Source organism: Glutamicibacter nicotianae, from assembly GCF_002797775.1.
In the GTDB taxonomy this organism is placed as follows: domain Bacteria; phylum Actinomycetota; class Actinomycetes; order Actinomycetales; family Micrococcaceae; genus Glutamicibacter; species Glutamicibacter nicotianae.
In genome coordinates, this window is record NZ_PGEY01000001.1 from 692232 (window position 1) to 708981 (window position 16750).

General features: G+C 64.5%; 15 protein-coding genes. 7 read left to right on the forward strand and 8 right to left on the reverse strand.

The features are described from left to right. Nucleotides 1-3: 3 nt before the first annotated feature. From ATK23_RS03175 to aroA, 3 genes are read right to left on the reverse strand one after another with little or no spacing between them, the layout of a single operon-like run. A complete protein-coding gene (locus ATK23_RS03175; protein WP_407645319.1) occupies nt 4-816 on the reverse strand; it encodes an inositol monophosphatase family protein in 813 nt (270 codons plus the stop codon). Nucleotides 817-823: 7 nt separating this feature from the next. Next, complete coding sequence (rsgA, locus tag ATK23_RS03180) at nt 824-1915, reverse strand: ribosome small subunit-dependent GTPase A (protein WP_407645290.1); 1092 nt, start codon at nt 1913-1915, stop codon at nt 824-826. Continuing rightward, entirely contained in the window at nt 1915-3168 is a 1254-nt protein-coding gene (gene aroA, locus ATK23_RS03185; RefSeq protein ID WP_066137580.1) for a 3-phosphoshikimate 1-carboxyvinyltransferase, read from the reverse strand. Before aroA ends, rsgA begins: the two co-directional genes overlap by 1 nt. A 224-nt stretch (nt 3169-3392) precedes the next feature. Between aroA and ATK23_RS03190 the strand changes: the two genes are divergently transcribed. Further along, complete coding sequence (locus tag ATK23_RS03190) at nt 3393-4181, forward strand: sigma-70 family RNA polymerase sigma factor (protein ID WP_066137582.1); 789 nt, start codon at nt 3393-3395, stop codon at nt 4179-4181. A gap of 1 nt (nt 4182) precedes the next feature. Then, the gene (rsrA, locus tag ATK23_RS03195) at nt 4183-4443 is read left to right on the forward strand and encodes a mycothiol system anti-sigma-R factor (protein WP_038990421.1); all 261 of its coding nucleotides are present in this window, start codon (nt 4183-4185) and stop codon (nt 4441-4443) included. Between the two features lie 86 nt (nt 4444-4529). On the opposite strand, the gene ATK23_RS16770 is transcribed toward rsrA, so the two are convergent. From ATK23_RS16770 to ATK23_RS03205, 3 genes are all read right to left on the reverse strand, one after another. Beyond that, the gene (locus ATK23_RS16770) at nt 4530-4604 is read right to left on the reverse strand and encodes a 50S ribosomal protein bL37 (RefSeq protein WP_369299107.1); all 75 of its coding nucleotides are present in this window, start codon (nt 4602-4604) and stop codon (nt 4530-4532) included. Nucleotides 4605-4702: 98 nt separating this feature from the next. Then, the gene (locus ATK23_RS03200) at nt 4703-5308 is read right to left on the reverse strand and encodes a GDSL-type esterase/lipase family protein (RefSeq protein WP_038990422.1); all 606 of its coding nucleotides are present in this window, start codon (nt 5306-5308) and stop codon (nt 4703-4705) included. Nucleotides 5309-5519: 211 nt separating this feature from the next. Beyond that, nucleotides 5520-9275 carry a multifunctional oxoglutarate decarboxylase/oxoglutarate dehydrogenase thiamine pyrophosphate-binding subunit/dihydrolipoyllysine-residue succinyltransferase subunit gene (locus ATK23_RS03205; RefSeq protein ID WP_066137584.1) on the reverse strand — a complete coding sequence of 1252 codons (3756 nt, stop codon included), beginning with the start codon at nt 9273-9275 and terminating at the stop codon, nt 5520-5522. Between the two features lie 429 nt (nt 9276-9704). Between ATK23_RS03205 and ATK23_RS03210 the strand changes: the two genes are divergently transcribed. From ATK23_RS03210 to ATK23_RS03230, 5 genes are all read left to right on the forward strand, one after another. Then, nucleotides 9705-11027, forward strand: coding sequence for a hemolysin family protein (locus tag ATK23_RS03210; RefSeq protein ID WP_066137586.1), 1323 nt, complete (start codon nt 9705-9707; stop codon nt 11025-11027). Continuing rightward, the gene (locus tag ATK23_RS03215; protein WP_066137588.1) at nt 11020-12093 is read left to right on the forward strand and encodes a hemolysin family protein; all 1074 of its coding nucleotides are present in this window, start codon (nt 11020-11022) and stop codon (nt 12091-12093) included. Before ATK23_RS03210 ends, ATK23_RS03215 begins: the two co-directional genes overlap by 8 nt. 129 nt (nt 12094-12222) lie before the next feature. Continuing rightward, a complete protein-coding gene (locus tag ATK23_RS03220; protein ID WP_066137590.1) occupies nt 12223-13056 on the forward strand; it encodes a metal ABC transporter ATP-binding protein in 834 nt (277 codons plus the stop codon). A 9-nt stretch (nt 13057-13065) separates the two neighbouring features. Continuing rightward, nucleotides 13066-13923 (forward strand): metal ABC transporter permease, encoded by an 858-nt coding sequence (locus ATK23_RS03225; protein WP_038990428.1) that lies wholly within the window; start codon nt 13066-13068, stop codon nt 13921-13923. Nucleotides 13924-13998: 75 nt separating this feature from the next. Beyond that, the gene (locus ATK23_RS03230; protein ID WP_066137592.1) at nt 13999-14628 is read left to right on the forward strand and encodes a maleylpyruvate isomerase family mycothiol-dependent enzyme; all 630 of its coding nucleotides are present in this window, start codon (nt 13999-14001) and stop codon (nt 14626-14628) included. 27 nt (nt 14629-14655) lie between these two features. On the opposite strand, the gene ATK23_RS03235 is transcribed toward ATK23_RS03230, so the two are convergent. Further along, on the reverse strand, nt 14656-16116 hold the full coding sequence (locus ATK23_RS03235; protein ID WP_066137595.1) for an HNH endonuclease: 1461 nt from the start codon (nt 16114-16116) through the stop codon (nt 14656-14658). 80 nt (nt 16117-16196) lie between these two features. Continuing rightward, complete coding sequence (locus ATK23_RS03240) at nt 16197-16622, reverse strand: Fur family transcriptional regulator (protein WP_066137597.1); 426 nt, start codon at nt 16620-16622, stop codon at nt 16197-16199. Nucleotides 16623-16750 lie beyond the last annotated feature (128 nt).

The window sequence follows — 16750 nt, forward strand, 5'->3', positions numbered from 1 at the left end:
CGCCTAGCTGCGGTTCAGGTAGGGCAGGATTGCCTCGTGCAGCTTGCCGTTGCTGGCCAGCGCGTTGCCGCCATGGCAGCCTTCAGCCCCGGCCACCGAGGTGAAGCGGCCACCGGCCTCGCGGACCACCGGCACCAGCGCTGCCATGTCGTAGAGCTCCAGCTCTGGTTCGAAGGCCGCGTCGACCGCGCCTTCGGCCACCAGCGCGTAGGAGAGGAAATCCCCGTAGCCGCGGGTGCGCCAGGCGGTGCCCAGCAGCTCCAGCAGGCCGTCGAGCTTGCCGGCGTCCTTCCAGCCGTTCAGCGAGGCGTAGGACAGCGAGGAGTCTTCCAGCGCGCTGACCGAGGAGACGGCGAGGCGGCGGGTGGCGGTGGTCCCGGGGACCGCGCCCGGTTCGCTGACGTAGGCGCCCAGGCCGGTGGCCGCATGCCAGCGGCGGGTCATCGCCGGGGCGGAGATGACGCCGAGCACCGGCTCGTCGTCGATGAGCAGCGCGATCAGCGTGGCCCACACCGGCACGCGGCGCACGAAGTTCTTCGTCCCGTCGATCGGGTCGATGACCCAGCGCCGGGCCGAGTCCCCGTGCACGCCGAACTCCTCGCCGAGCACCGAGTCGCCGGGGCGGTGGGCTGCCAGTTCGGCCAGGATCAGCTGCTCGGCGCCGCGATCGGCATCGGAGACCGGGGTCATGTCCGGCTTGGATTCGACCACCAGGTCGTTGGCGCCGTAGCGGGCCAGGGTGAAGGCGTCGACCTTGTCGGCCAATGCCAGGGCGAAGTCGAGATCTTGCTGCAGGGTGTATTCAGCCATGGTTATGCGGCGGCTACTGCGCGCCGAGCTCCTTTTCGTACGTGGTTTCCTCGGTGGTGACCAGCCGGCGGTAGGAGGCCAGGCGGTTGGCCGCCTGGCTGCCTTCGGACTCGGCGGCCCAGGCTTCCAGCGCGCAGCCGGCCTCGCCGGCCGCATGGGAGCAGCCGCGCGGGCAGCCGGTGGCGATCTCGGCCAGGTCCTCGAAGGCGGCCAGGATATTGTCCGGATCCACCAGCCCCAGCCCGAAGGAGCGGATGCCCGGGGTGTCGATTAGCCAGGAGCCGGGGGTGCCGCCCAGGCGCAGGGCCAGCGCGTTCGAGGAGGTGTGCCGTCCGCGGCCGGTGACCGCGTTGACGTGCCCGGTGGCGCGGGTCGACCCGGTCAGGGCGTTGACCAGGGTGGACTTGCCCACCCCGGAGTGGCCGAGCACCACCGAGACGCAGCCGGAGAGCAGCTGCTCCAGTTCGGCCAGGGCACCGGCATCCAGCCGGGCGCTGGAGCCGTCGGCGCTGCGGGCGTCGATGCCCGAGGCCTCGGCCGCGGTGGTGCGGGAGATGACCACGGGGAAGTCCAGCCCCTCGTAGTGGGTGAGGAATTCGGCCGGGTCCTTCACATCGGCCTTGGTCACGCAGAGCACCGGTTGGATGCCGGCGTCGTAGGCGGCGACCAGCGCGCGGTCCACGAAGCCGGTGCGCGGCTCGGGGTTCGCGGCGGCGACGACGATGACCAGCTTGTCGACATTGGCCACGACCACGCGCTCGGTGGCGTCGGTGTCATCGGCGCTGCGGCGCAGCAGGGTGCTGCGCTGTTCGATGCGCACCAGCCGGGCCAGGGTGTCGGGCTTGCCGGAGGTGTCGCCGACCAGTCCCACCAGGTCCCCGGGCACGGTCGCCTGGCGGCGCAGCTCGCGGGCGCGGGCGGCGATGACGATGCGCTCGGTGGCGGTGTCCTCGTCGAGGATCGCAGTGTAGCGGCCGCGGTCCACAGTGATGATGCGGCCGATCACCGCCTGCTCGTGGGCCGGGCGGTCCTTGGTGCGCGGACGGCTGCCCTTCTTGTTCGGGCGCACGCGCACCGAGGACTCGTCGTAGTCGGAGTAGCGCATCAGCCCTGGCCCCCTGCGGTAGCGGCCATGGCGCTCCACAGCTGCGGGAAATCGGGCATGGTCTTCGCGGTGGTGGCGATGTTCTGCACGCGCACCCCGTCGATGGCCAGGCCCAGCAGGGCGCCGGCGGTGGCCATGCGGTGATCCTCGTAGGACTCGATATCCGCGGCCCGCAGCGGGCCCGGGACGATGTGCAGCGCGTCGGCGGTCGCGGTGACGCGTGCGCCGACCTTCGGCAATTCGGCTTCCAGCGCGGCCAGCCGATCGGTTTCATGCCCGCGCAGGTGCCCGATGCCGCTAAGCGTGCTCGGCGCATCGGCCAGCACGCACAGGGCGGCCAGGGTCGGGGCCAGCTCGGAGGCGTCGGCGTAGTCGATCCCGCGGATTGTTCCAGTGCCGCGCACGCAAAGCACGCCGTCCTTGCCCAGCTCTGCCTGCGCGCCCATCGCGGTCAGGATCTCAACCCACTTGCCGCCCACCTGGGTGGTCTTCGCGGGCCAGAAGGGCACGCGCACGGTGCCGGCGGTGGCCAGCGCGGCGGCCAGGAACGGGCCGGCATTGGACAGGTCGGGCTCGACGGTGACGGTGAAGCCCTTCAGCTGCCCCGGTGCGATGCGCCAGCCGCGCGCATCGGCATCGACCTGCACGTCCACGCCGAGCTCGCGCAGGGTCTGCACCGTCATCGCGATGTGGTCCGGGGAGGCGATCGGCCCCGGCGCGGCGCGCAACGCCAGCCCGCCGGGCAGGGCCTGGCCGACCAGCAGCAGCGCCGAGATGAACTGCGAGCTGCCCGAGGCGTCGATGACCACCTCGGCGTCCTGCTTCATGGCGCTGGCATCGATGGTGAAGGGCAGCATGCCGGCGGCGCCGGCATAGTCGATGCGGGCGCCGAGGTCCGCCAGGGCATCCAGCACCGGGGCCATCGGGCGCACGCGGGCCGCTTCGTCGCCGTCGAAGGCCACCGTGGCGCCGGCCACTGCGGCCAGCGGGGGCACGAAGCGCATTACCGTGCCGGCCAGGCCGCAGGCGATGGACAGCGGACCGGCGGCCAGCTGGCCCGGGGTGATGACCACGGTGGTGGAGCCATCGTCCTGCGCGACGCGCTGCACGCCCACCCCGAACTCGGCCAGGGCGCGCAGCATCAGCTCGGTATCGCGGCTGATCAGCGTATTGTGGATGGTGGAGGGCGAGGAGGCCAAGGCCGCAAGGATCAGATACCGGTTGGTCAGCGACTTCGACGCGGGCACCTGCACGGTGGCATCCAGGCCGGTGGCAGCGAAAGGCGCTGCCCACCAGTTCTCTTCTGCCTCGTGCAGCTGGTTGAGTCGGTTGCCGGGGGCGCTTGCGGTGCTGATTGGTAGATCCTTCGGCTCGATGCTTCACTTCGGGGGCCGCGAGCAGCGCTTGAAGCACTGTGCGCCCACTGCTTAATCCTAGCCGAGATCGGTGCGGGAATAAGGTTTGCGTCCGGTTGGTTATGCCTAGTGTGACGATACGACAGGACACTTCAAGTGCCGGCGGCACCGCCTGCGCGCTGGCCGAGGCCCCGCGCCCGGCCTTCGCCCGTGCTGGCGCGCGCATAAAGCCGGTTGAACGCGTAGACTCGGCAGTGATGAACAACGAGAGCGTGGACGAGAATTTGCCCGATGTGGCCTCTGAGTCCGAACAGCAGCGCCGCGAACGCTTCGAGCGTGACGCGATGCAGTACGTGGACCAGCTCTATTCGGCTGCCCTGCGCATGGCGCGCAACCCGTCGGATGCCGAGGATCTGGTGCAGGAGGCCTACACCAAGGCCTATTCCGCGTTCCACCAGTACAAGCCTGGCACCAACCTCAAGGCGTGGCTGTACCGGATCCTGACCAACACGTACATCAACCTGTACCGCAAGCGCCAGCGCGAACCGCTGCGCACCTCCACCGACACGGTCGAGGATTGGCAGATGGCCCAGGCCATGGAGCATTCGCCGACCGGCTTGCGTTCGGCCGAGGCCGAAGCGCTGGACCACCTTCCGGATTCGGATGTGAAAGCCGCGCTGCAGTCGATCGGCGAGGATTTCCGCATGGCCGTGTACTTCGTGGATGTCGAGGGCTTCAGCTACAAGGAAGCCAGCGAGATCCTGGGCGTGCCGATCGGCACCGTGATGTCCAGGTTGCATCGTGGACGAAAGAATTTGAGGGAATTGCTGGCGGATTACGCCGCGGATCGCGGGATCGCCACCGGCACCCAGAGCAAGAGCGCCGCCAAGGCCGAACGAGGAGCGAAATAGGATGGATTGCAATTCATTGGGTGATTGCGCCGATGACCGCATCGTCCGCATCTACGAGTACCTTGACGGCGCGCTGACGCTCGATGACCTCAAGGAGGTCAAGTCTCATCTGGAAGGCTGCCCGGAATGCACCGAGCAGTACGATCTGGAGTGCATCATCCGCTCGGTGGTGCGCCGCAGCTGCCAGGAGCATGCCCCGCAGACCCTGAAGGCCAGCATCATTGCGCGGATTTCACAGATCCGCGTGGAGTCGGGGCACTAGCCCGGCACCGCTAGCAAGGCAATGAGAAACCCCGCATCTTTCGAGAAGATCTCGAAGGGTACGGGGTTCTTTTATGTTCACTTCGCTTAGCTGTTTGGGCGCTTGCCGTGGTTGGCACCGCCACGCTTGCGATCGCGACGCTTACGAGCGCGCTTCGACATGGTGACTCCTTAGAGGGATCAATAGTACTTCCCGAAAATTCGGGCCGGCTCATAGTCTTTCACACTTCCGGCCCATTTTCCTAACGGACCGGACCGGCTCAGCTATCGCCCGGCTCGGGCAAGTCCAGCCAGGAATACCAGCCGCGATGCAGCACCAGCCAGGCCATCAGGCCGTACCCGGCCTGGCCGGGCACGCCGCCGGAGGCGTTCAGGTCCGCACGCCACTGGGCATGGGCACGCAGCGGGGTGAAGGTATCGACGTAGTGGTGATTGCGGCGCAGCGCCACATCCGAGTACACCCGGTTCAGCTCCGCCACGCGCTGGTTGCGCGCATCGTCCAAGCCGGGGGCCGGGCCGACCAGCAGCGCCTTGATGTTCATCTGCGAGGCCGAATCCAGGATGTTGGCCAGGTTCAGCCGGCTGCGCGCGGTGGTGACGTCCAGGTCGACGTCGCGGTCGGACAGTGCGATGACCAGGCGGTTCTCGTACTGGTCGCTGAAGCGGCGGGAGGCTTCGCCCAACCAGCGCTCGGCCAGCGACTCGGATCCCTCGGCCGGTGCGGCCAGGACGAAGGACTGCAGGCGCAGCGCCGGATCCTGGGTGCGGGCCATGACCCGGCCGAACCAGCCCAGGCCTCGCGGGTCGCCATGCCCGGCCAGCAGCTCATCTCCGATTGCGGTAATGCGGATTGTGCGTAACTCCAACTGGGCGACCTTTCGTTGGCTCAAAATGATGAATCGATCCCCACCTTAGCAGTCGGATCGCCGGCATCGGGGGAGGCAGCCAGTGGTTGAACCCCACAATTCCCTGCGAGAATCCGGTGCCGGGGTTAAAGCGCTGTGCCGGCGAACCTCCGAGGTCAACCCCCGGTCGGTTCGCCGGCACAGCTGGCCAGCAGCGTTCAGGCGATGCTGGTTAGCGGGCGAAAGCCTGCTGGATCAGCACTGCGTTCTCTGCTTCGTGGCGCTTGGCGGTACCGGCCGAGGTGGCAGCCGATGCCGGGCGCGAAACGAGCTTGATCTTGCGATCGAGCTGCGGCACCACGTAGAGGCCGAAGAACGGCCATGGGCCCTGGTTCGCAGGCTCGTCCTGGACCCACGAAACCTCGGCGTTCGGGTACTTGGCCAGTTCGGCGGCGATCTGCTCGGCCGGAGCCGGGTAGAGCTGCTCGACGCGCACCAGTGCGGTCTTGGTGTCGTTCGCCTTGGTGCGGGCTGCCAGCAGGTCGTAGTACACGCGGCCCGAGCACAGCAGCACCTTGTCCACGGCGTTCGCATCGGTGATCGACGCATCGCCGATGACCTCGCGGAAGCCGCCGGTGGTGAAGTCCTCCACGGCGCTGGCGGCTGCCTTCAGGCGAAGCAGCTGCTTCGGGGTGAAGACGATCAGCGGCTTGCGCGGACGGGCGTAGGCCTGGCGGCGCAGCAGGTGGAAGTGGTTGGCACCGGTGGACGGCTGGGCCACGACCATGTTGTTCTCCGCGCACAGCTGCAGGAAGCGCTCGATGCGGGCCGAGGAGTGGTCCGGGCCCTGGCCTTCGTAGCCGTGCGGCAGCAGCATGACCAGCGAGGAGGACTGCGACCACTTCTGCTCGGCGGAGGAGATGAACTCGTCGATCACGGTCTGCGCGCCGTTGACGAAGTCGCCGAACTGCGCTTCCCACATGACCAGCGCATCCGGGCGCTCTACCGAGTAGCCGTACTCGAAGCCGAGGGCGGCGTATTCGGAGAGCAGCGAGTCGTAGATCCACAGCGGAGCCTGGTCCTCGGACAGGCCCTTCAGCGGGTACCACTCGTTGTCGTTCTCGCGGTCGTGGAAGACTGCGTGGCGCTGCACGAAGGTGCCGCGGCGCGAGTCCTGGCCTGCCAGGCGGACCGGCACGCCTTCCATGGTCAGGCTGCCCAGGGCTGCCAGCTCGGCGAAGCCCCAGTCGATGCCGCCTTCGCGGGACATCTTCTCGCGGCGTTCCAGCAGCGACTTCAGCTTGGTGTGCATGGTGAAGCCTTCTGGGATGTCCAGGTGGGCGGCACCGATCTTGGCCAGGGTCTGCTCGGAGATGGCCGAGCCGCGGGCGCCGTCGACGGTGTTTTCGTCGGCGGCCTGCGCGAATGGCTTCTCCAGGTCGTTGATGGTCGAGCCCGGGGTGATGATCGGGATCGGGGAGGTCTGGGCGGCATGCGTCTCGGCGAAGATGCGCTCCAGGTTCTCCTTGTACTCGGCCAGCACGTTCTCGGCTTCTTCCTGCGTGATGTCGCCGCGGCCGACCAGGGCCTCGGTGTACAGCTTGCGGGTGGAGCGCTTGGCTTCGATCAGGTTGTACATGATCGGCTGGGTCATCGACGGGTCGTCGCCCTCGTTGTGGCCGCGGCGGCGGTAGCACACCAGGTCGATGACGACGTCCTTGCCGAACTTCTGGCGGTACTCGAAGGCGAGCTGGCCCACGTGCACCACTGCCTCCGGGTCATCCCCGTTGACGTGGAAGATCGGGGCCTGCACGGTGCGGGCCACATCGGTGGCGTAGACCGAGGAGCGCGAGGAGCTCGGCGCGGTGGTGAAGCCGATCTGGTTGTTCACGATCACGTGCACGGTGCCGCCGGTCTTGTAGCCCGGCAGCTGGCTCATTGCCAGCACCTCGGAAACCACGCCCTGGCCTGCGAAGGCGGCGTCGCCGTGGACCAGGATCGGAAGCACGGTGTTCTTCTGCTCCAGCCGGTCCAGCTTGGCGCGGGTAATGCCCTCGAGCACCGGATCGACCGCTTCCAGGTGCGATGGGTTGGCAGCCAGGTAGATCTTGGTCTGGTTGCCTGCGTCCGAGGTGTACGAGCCCTCGGTGCCCAGGTGGTACTTCACATCGCCTGAGCCCTGGACCGAGCCCGGGGTGGCGGTGCCTTCGAATTCGCGGAAGACCTGTGCGTAGGTCTTGCCGGCGATGTTGGTCAGCACGTTCAGGCGGCCGCGGTGGGCCATGCCGATCGCAACCTCGTTCAGCTGCTCGTCGGCGGCGTCGGAGATGATCGCATCCAGCAGCGGAATCAGCGATTCGCCGCCTTCCAGCGAGAAGCGCTTCTGGCCGACGAACTTGGTCTGCAGGAAGGTCTCGAAGGCCTCGGCGGAGTTCAGCTTGCTCAGGATGCGCAGCTGCTCTTCGCGGCTTGGCTTGGCGTAGCCGGATTCCAGCTTCGCCTGGAACCATTCGCGCTCTTCCGGGTTCTGCAGGTGCATGTACTCGGTGCCGATGGTGCGGCAGTAGGCATCGCGCAGCACGCCGAGGATGTCGCGCAGCAGCGCGCGGTCCTTGCCGCCTAGGCCGCCGGCCAGCCATTCGCGATCCAGATCCCACAGGGTCAGGCCGTAGGACTTGATGTCCAGGTCCGGGTGCTTGCGCTGGACGTATTCCAGCGGGTTGGTGTCGGCCATCAGGTGGCCGCGCACGCGGTAGGAGTTGATCAGGTGCTGGATGCGGGCGACCTTGTTGACCTGCAGGTCGATGTCGACCTGGTTGTCGACGGCCCAGCGGACCGGCTCGTAAGGGATGCGCAGCTGCTCGAAGATCTCGTCGTAGAAGCCCTGCTCGCCCAGCAGCAGCGACTCGACCAGCTTCAGGAACTCGCCCGAACCTGCACCCTGGATGACGCGGTGGTCGTAGGTGGAGGTCAGGGTGATGTGCTTGCCGATGCCCAGGCGGGCCACGGTCTTCTCCGAGGAGCCGCGGTATTCGGCCGGGTATTCCAGTGCGCCGACGCCGATGATCGCGGCCTGGCCCTTGGACAGGCGGGGCACCGAGTGCACGGTGCCGATGCCGCCGGGGTTGGTCAGCGAGACGGTGGTGCCTGCGTAGTCGTCAGCGGTCAGCTTGTTGCCGCGGGCGCGCTTGATCAAATCTTCGTAGGTGGCCCAGAATTCGTTGAAGCTCAGGGTCTCGGCGGCCTTGATGTTCGGCACGGCCAGCATGCGGGTGCCATCGGGCTTCGGCATGTCGATGGCGATGCCGAAGTTCACGTGGGCCGGCTGGATCGCGGTCGGCTTCTTGTCGATCACGTCGTAGGTGACGTTCATCGACGGGATCTGCTTCAGCGCACGGATCACGGCGAAGCCGATCAGGTGGGTGAAGGAGATCTTGCCGCCGCGGGCGCGCTTGAGATGGTTGTTGATGACAATGCGGTTGTCGATCATCACCTTGGCCGGCACGGCACGCACGGTGGTGGCGGTAGGAACGGTGAGCGAGGCATCCATGTTGGTTGCGATGGCCTTCATCGGCCCGCGCAGCGGGGTGCGCTTCTCCTCGCCGTAAAGTTCGGTGGACGGCGTGGCCTTCGGGGCCTGTGCCGGGATCGGGGCAGTCTTCGGAGCTGGCTCAGCCTTCTTGGCTTCAGCGGCCGGAGCTGGTGCTGCCGTGGCAGCCGGCGCTGGTTCGGTGGCACGGGCCTGGGCGGCGGCGCGTGGTGTGCCCTGCCCGTTGGCAGCTGGTGCTGCCGCGGCTGCCGCTGCTGGTGCCGGCTGCGCTGCCGGTGCTGCGGGTTCCTTCTTTTCGGCGGCGAGAGATTCGAAAATATCCCACCATTTCTTATCTACCGAGTTCTTGTCGACGAGATACTGTTCGAACAGCTCGTCTACTAGCCACTCGTTTCCACCAAACTCTTCAGTCAGCCGGTGGTGTGCTTGCTCTGGCACGTGCAACGCCTCTTCCCTGATTTCTACGTTGTTCTAGCTTGAGCCGGTGGTCTTTCGAGGACGTGATACGACCACTGCGGCCCACAAGATTTCTAGACCTGCGCACCAGTCTAGTGACTTTTTATCCCACTTGGCCACGGCACGTATCTAATCTCACCAAAGTGGCGCGTATAACATGCCGTTCAGCGTATCCGCGGCACCGCTGAACGAGCATGTGTCGAAGTCGTGCGCAACGGCACTTCGTTCGATAGACTGATGCGCACTATGGAATCTCACTCTCCAAGCCGGTGTGCCGCCTACGGGCGCAGTGCCGGCCACAACAGTCCATGTTCAGGAAGTTCCGCCTCCCGTTTGGAGCCTTCTAGTTGCCGCCAGAGCGGCACTGAAACTGAACTTTGCACGCCAGCGCATAGGCGGCGGTAAGCGCCTATGGAATGGCTCTCAATACTCTTCGGCCTGCTGCTGATTCTCGGCACCGGCTTCTTCGTGGCCGTGGAATTCTCCTTGGTCGCACTGGATAAAAGCACCGTCCAGAACGCCGTCAACAATGGCGAGCGCGGCTCCAAGCCGCTGCTGCAGTGCTTGACCTCCCTCTCCACCCAGCTCTCCAGCTGCCAGCTGGGCATCACGCTGACCACTTTGCTGACCGGCTATGTGCTTGAACCGGCGATGAGCGCGCTGCTCGAGCCGTTGATGGAAAAATTGGGCATTCCCGCCGCAAGCTCGCTGGCCATCGCGGTTGTCGTCTCGATGGTCGTTGCCACCTTGCTGTCGATGCTCATCGGCGAGCTGGTCCCGAAGAACATGGCGATCGCCAAGGCCATGGCGGTCGGCAAGCTGCTGGCCCGCCCGCAGCTGGTCTTCACCGCCATCTTCAAGCCGGCGATCATCGTGCTCAACGGCTTCTCCAACATGGTCCTGCGCAAGTTCTTCGGGCTGGAAGCCAAGGAGGAAATCTCCGCGGCCCGTTCCTCGCAGGAGCTCGCGTCGCTGGTGCGCCGTTCGGCCCAGCTGGGCACTCTGGATGTGCAGACCGCGCGCTTTGTGGAATCCACCATTGAATTCTCCGAGCGCACCGCTGCCGACGTGATGACTCCGCGCACCTCGATGTCCACCATCGATTCCGAGGCGGCCCTGTCCGAGCTGATCGAAGTCAGCGCCGACACCGGCTTCTCGCGTTTCCCGGTCACCACCGGATCCACCGATGAAATCCAGGGCATCTGCCATGTCAAGGCGATTGTCTCGGTGCCCCGTGAACGCCGCGCTGCGCTGCAGGTCGGCGAGTTCGCCCGCGATGCGCTGTACGTGCCGGAAACAATCCACTTGGACGTGCTGCTCGAGCAGCTGCGCGCCGCCGAATACCAGGTTGCAATCGTGATGGACGAGTACGGCGGAACTGCCGGGCTGGTCACCCTTGAAGACCTGGTCGAGGAAATCGTCGGCGAAGTGTCCGATGAGCACGACGAGGACGAGGAAGAAGCAGTCACCCAGCCCGATGGCAACTGGCTGTTCCCAGGCATGTACCGTCCGGACCAAATCAACGAGCACTTCGATGGCGACGTGATCCCGGAGGAATCGGCGTACGAGACGATCGGCGGCTTCATGCTCGCCGAACTGGGCCGCTTGGCCGAGCTCAACGACCAGGTCGTCACCGAGCATGGCACCTTCACGGTGACCGAACTCGACGGCCGACGCATCTCGCAGGTCCGCTTCGAACCAGCAACCCCAGCGAAGGAGGAAGGCAATGAATGACTTCATGGGCCTGATCTGGCTGGTTGTGCTGCTGGCCGGCAACGCGTTCTTCGTCGCCGGTGAATTCGCGGTGATGAGCGCACGTCGTTCGCAGATCGAACCGCTGGCCGACGAAGGCAACAAGCGGGCGAAGGTCGCGCTGTACGCCATGGAGCATGTGTCGATCATGCTCGCGGTATGCCAGCTGGGCATTACCGTCTGCTCGCTGCTGATCCTGAATATCTCCGAGCCGGCAATCCACCACCTGCTCGCCGAGCCGCTGATGAAGATCGGCATGGCCGAATCCGCCGCGGACTCCGTCGCGTTCCTGATCGCCTTGATCCTGGTGACCTTCCTGCACGTGACCTTCGGCGAAATGGTGCCGAAGAACATTTCGGTGTCCATCGCCGACAAGGCCGTGCTGCTGCTGGCCATGCCGCTGGTTAGCCTGTCCAAGCTGCTCAAGCCGATCACCGCGTCGCTCAACGGCATGGCGAACCTCGTGCTGCATGCCTTCGGCATCGAGCCGAAGGACGAGGTGGCCAGTTCCTACACTGCCGCCGAAGTCCGCTCGATCATCAATACTTCCTCCGAGGAAGGCGCGCTGGATGAGGACGACGCCGCACGGTTGACCAAGGCGCTGGAATTCTCCTCGGTGACCGCACGCAGCTGCATGGTTCCGCTGGATGACCTGTTCACCCTGGAATACGGGCAGACCACCGCACGCGAGTTCGAGAAGAAGGTCGGCAAGACCGGGTTCTCGCGCATGGTGATCACCAAGAACGATGTTCCGGTGGGCTACTGGCATGTCAAGGACGTGATGCTCATCGATGATGCGCACTCCACGCAGCCGCTGCTCGACTTGCCATTGCATCCGCTGGGCCGGTTGGAGCAGGACACCGAAATCGAGGCGGCACTCGAAGCGATGCGGCAGGAAGGAAACCACCTTTCTGCAGTCGTCGACGAGTCCGGCGCAACCCTCGGCGTCGTCTTCCTGGAGGACATCATCGAGGTGCTGGTTGGCGAGATCACCGATACCACCCGAAAGCGCGTTATCCCGCCTCGCAGCGAAAAGCAGGCAAAATAGCGGAAACTCACGCCTAAGCGCATATTGCGAATGACTCGCAACTGGTAGGATTGGCTGCGGCACCCATTGCGGTGCCGCAGTTTTTCGTCGCCGGCCCACCCGCAGCCAGCGCAATCTAGAAAGCAGTCAATGACTCAGACCCCCATCGTCAAATTCGAAGACGCGCGCCTTGCCTTCGGCTCGCGCGTGCTCTGGGAACAACTCGACCTGTCCATCGCGGCCGGGGAGTTCCTTGCAGTTCTGGGGCCCAACGGATCGGGCAAGACCAGCTTCATCAACACGATGCTCGGCACCACCGCGCTGAATCACGGCCGCGTCTCGATCGCCGGTGAGCCGGTGCGCAGGGGATCAGCTGCCGTCGGACTGATTCCGCAGCAACGACCCTTTGGGGACAACGTTCCGTTGCGCGCCCGCGATTTGGTGGCGCTGGGGGTGGATGGCGCCAAGCCCGGGATCCGCATGGCCCGCCGGGCTGTGCGTAACAAAGTCGACGAACTGCTGGAGCTCGTTGGCGCCAGCGGTTACGCCAACCGCGCGGTGTCCGACCTCTCCGGAGGCGAGCAGCAGCGCTTGCGCGCCGCCCAGGCATTGGCCAGCGACCCTCGGGTCCTGCTGTGCGATGAGCCGTTGCTGTCGCTTGACTTGAACCACCAGCAGGCGATCAGCGAAGTGATTCACCGCCAGGCCGTGGAGCGCGGCAGCGCCGTGGTCTTCGTGACGCACGAGATCAACCCGATCCTGCCGTACGTCGACCGTGTCCTGTACCTGGCCGAAGGGCGCTTCCACCTGGGCAGCGTGGATGAAGTCATGCAGTCCTCCGTGCTCACCGAACTTTACGGCGCTCCGGTCGCGGTGCTTCGGGTCAACGGACGCATCGTGGTGGTCTCCGGTGACGAAACCCGGGCCTTGCCCGCCGACGGGCATGACCACATTGAAGACATCGAACTCGAGACCGGAAAGTAGGAGCAGGATATGAACTTTTCGGATCTTCTGGAGAAGGCATTCAATTTCCAGGACTATGGGCTGCTGCTTCCGCTGGTGACCAATTCCTTGATCGCCGGCGCTGCCCTGGGCATCGTCGGCGGCCTGATCGGGATTTTCATCATGATGCGCGACATGGCTTTCGCCGTGCACGGCATCGCCGAGCTGTCCTTCGCGGGTGCGGCGTTCGCCTTGCTCATCGGCGCTGATGTGGTGACCGGTTCAGTCTTCGGTTCCATGATCGCGGCCCTGATCCTCGGCATCCTCGGAACCCGGGCCCGGGATCGTAACTCCATCACCGGAGTGCTCATGCCTTTCGGACTTGGCTTGGGCATCCTTTTCCTGTCGCTGTATGAGGGGCGAAGCGCGAACAAGTTCGGCTTGCTGACCGGCCAGATCGTGGCCGTGGATGATGTGCAACTGAACGGAATGCTGCTCCTTTCGGCAGTAGTGGTCATCGCGCTGCTGCTTGTCTGGCGCCCCTTGACCTTCGCTTCGGTGGATCCGGTGGTTGCCAACGCCCGCGGCGTGCGCACCTCGGGCCTGTCCATTGTCTTCATGATGATTCTGGCGTTGGCCGTGGCCGTGACGATCCAAGTGGTTGGCGCCTTGCTGGTGCTTGCGTTGCTGATCACCCCGGCCGCCGCCGCCATGCGCGTGACCTCCAACCCGGTTACTACCGTCGTGCTCTCCATCGTGTTCGCAGAACTGGCTGTCGTAGGCGGCATCCTGCTGGCATTGGCAGGTTCCTTGCCGATCAGCCCGTATGTCACGACGATTTCATTCCTTATCTATGTGATCTGCCGTGGAATCGAAGCGGTGCGTTCCCCGCGCCGGCACCAGGTATAGCGCTGCTGTCCCTGGAGCGCGTCGGCTGGCATGGGCTTGCTTGACTAACTGGAGTCCATGCTCCCAAGGTGGAACATGAGCAAAATCCCTGCCAGTGAAATCTGGCCATTGGTCCACGCCGAGCGCCTTGCCCTGATCGATGATCTGGGAACATTGACGGCGGATCAGTGGGAGGCTCCTTCGCTCTGCAGCGGGTGGAGCATCCATGACGTGGCCGCCCATTTAGTCGATAACGCGCGGGCAACGATTTTCCGGCTGCTGATCGCGATGGCCAAGGCTGGATTCAACTTTGACCGCCGGAACGATCAGGGAGTGGCGGCAGAGAAATCCGCAACTCCCGATGGGACATTGCAGAAGCTTGCGAAGGTAGCTGGTTTGCGCGATGCTCCGCCGGGGCCGGTAGCCAGCCGATTGGTCGAAGAAATCGCGCACGGCGAGGATATCCGCCGTGCCGTGGGCTTAAAACGGGACTATCCCGAAATGTCGCTGGAATTGGCGATCAAGTACCAGGCCGCCACCCCTCAAGGCGTTGGCGGTGCCAAGGAACTGGCACGCAAGGTGCAGTTATGCAGCCAGGACGAAACTTTTCGTTGGGGCATTGGTCCGCAGATCGCCGGCACTCGTCTTGAATTGCTGATGCTGCTCTCCGGCCGCGGCAAGCATGCTAGAGGGTTGTCAGGCCCGGGGATGGCCTTCGTGCGATGAATAGCGCAACGGAGCACGCGCTGCTATCTATGATTGCCTGCAATGTGGCCCATCGGGATGGTCGAGCCGTTCCTTGAATTGCGTGAACCACTGTGAATCGCACATCAATTGCGGGAATGGCTTATGAACGTACCCAGTTGCCGGTGGCGCGGTAGAGCGATAGGACATTGCCGAGCCCGGGCAGATCAGCATCGAATGATGATCATTGAATGCGGTGTATTCGTACCAGCCGGTGGCTTCCTTTGCCTTATTGCAGATGGCGCAACGGCCCGATGAGTTCGAAACGCTGGTCGCTCCGCCACGGGCAAATTGGGTGACATGGTCTGTTTCCTCGACCAGCCCATCGCAGAATGGGGTTCGGCAGTGCCGGTCGCGGATCCTGATGAACTTCTTGAGCTTTTGCGGGAAGATCCGGGCTTTGGAATCCATCGTGATCAGTTCCTGATCCCCAGGTGCTGTGTACAGGCGGGTAATCTCGGTCATTACCTCGATCCGCTCAATATTTTCCGGGGTGAGCTTGGCTTCCATTTCCTCGAAGGTCAGCTCATTGGGGATCTGGTGACCGCCAATTAGTTCCCGGGCTGTCTGGGCAGGGATGAAGCCGTAGCCTTCCAAATAGGCCGGTTCCCGATCGCCCATGAACAATGCCTTGTCCGTCATGATCAGCCCCAGCTGGACGTTGATCGTCTGTTCGTTGTTTTCATCGAAGAACATGTAGCGGGCCAGCAGGTCGGCCTCGATCTGCGTGCGCGTGCGCGGGTCGCCCTTGCACTTGATCCTGAACGATTGGTCCCGCAGGGTCTTCTGCAAACCGGTGCCGCCCACAATGGGCAGACGGGCTTGCAGGAAAACGCATCCTTCTTCGCGGTCCTTGCGGAAGCGGACATAACGCTGGGCGTTGGAGTCCTTGAGCTTCTTGTCTTCGCGATCCGAGGTGTATTTGACGGTGAAGTTGGTGACCGTCTCCTTGATGCGCTTAGGCCCCATGGATTCGAACATGTCTGGATTCTGCCTGAAAATCCCATCGAATTCGGTGCGGCGCAGCGGCCGGACATCCTGCAGCGGAGTGAGCATTGCCTGGATCTGCGCCTCGGTGAATTCACCGCGGGAAAACGCGGCGGCAATATTTGGCGTGTCTTCGAAGAGGATCCGGCGGTTGACCAAGTAGTTCCTGGAACCGTTTTGGGGCCGCTTGCGGGCGATGGCGACCCGGCTGGCTGCTCCGCGGACCTGGTCATCGATATTGGTGCCGCGCTCTTCATTCTCGCGCAGCACTTCTTTCTCCAGCTGATGAGCCAGGCCAGCTTGGCCATAGCGCAGGGAAGAGATGACGCCCTCGATGGATTCGATGGCTTGGGCGCATTCGGCTTGGCTGCCATGGTCTTGGAGCCATGACAGATCGTTCTGCAGCTGGATCAGGTGGGATTCCAAATCCGGCTGATCCGCGGTGAGTGCGAGGCCATTTCCGTGCGCCTTTGCTTCGGACATGCTATAAGTATACGCCCGTTATTCGAAAATGTCTTCGAATATTTTCTTGTGGGGATAACCGATCCCGGGTCTTGAAACGGCTACTTGGCGGAGCTGGTGCCGGTCTCGGCCTTGGCTCGGCAGTCGGCGCAGAGGCCGTAGATCTCCACGGTGTGCTCGGGATCGGAGAAGTCGTGCTCCGCCGCGACGCGGGCGGCCCAGCGTTCGACGGCCGGGGCGAGCACCTCGACGGTCTTGGAACAGGAGCGGCAGACCAAGTGATGGTGGTGGACCTCGGTAACGCACTGGCGGAAACGGGCTTCGCCATCTCCGCTGCGCAGCACGTCGACCAGGCCGTCGTCGGCCATGGACTGCAGCAGGCGGTACACGGTGGCCAGCGAAACCTTCTTCTCGGAATCCTGCAGCCAGCGGTGCAGCTGCTGTGCGGTGGCGAAATCATCGACCTCGCTCAGCGCCTCGGTGACGGCCAGGCGCTGCTTGGTGACCCGGGTTTCTGGCTGGGACATCGACGTGCACCATTCCTTGACGTTGTTGCGGTCCGGCGACCAGCCAGCAAACTGGGCCAATCACCTGTGGTTTCCCTCAATTTTAGCCAACTTTGCGGCGCAATGCGTGTCTGGCTCTGGCATGGGCG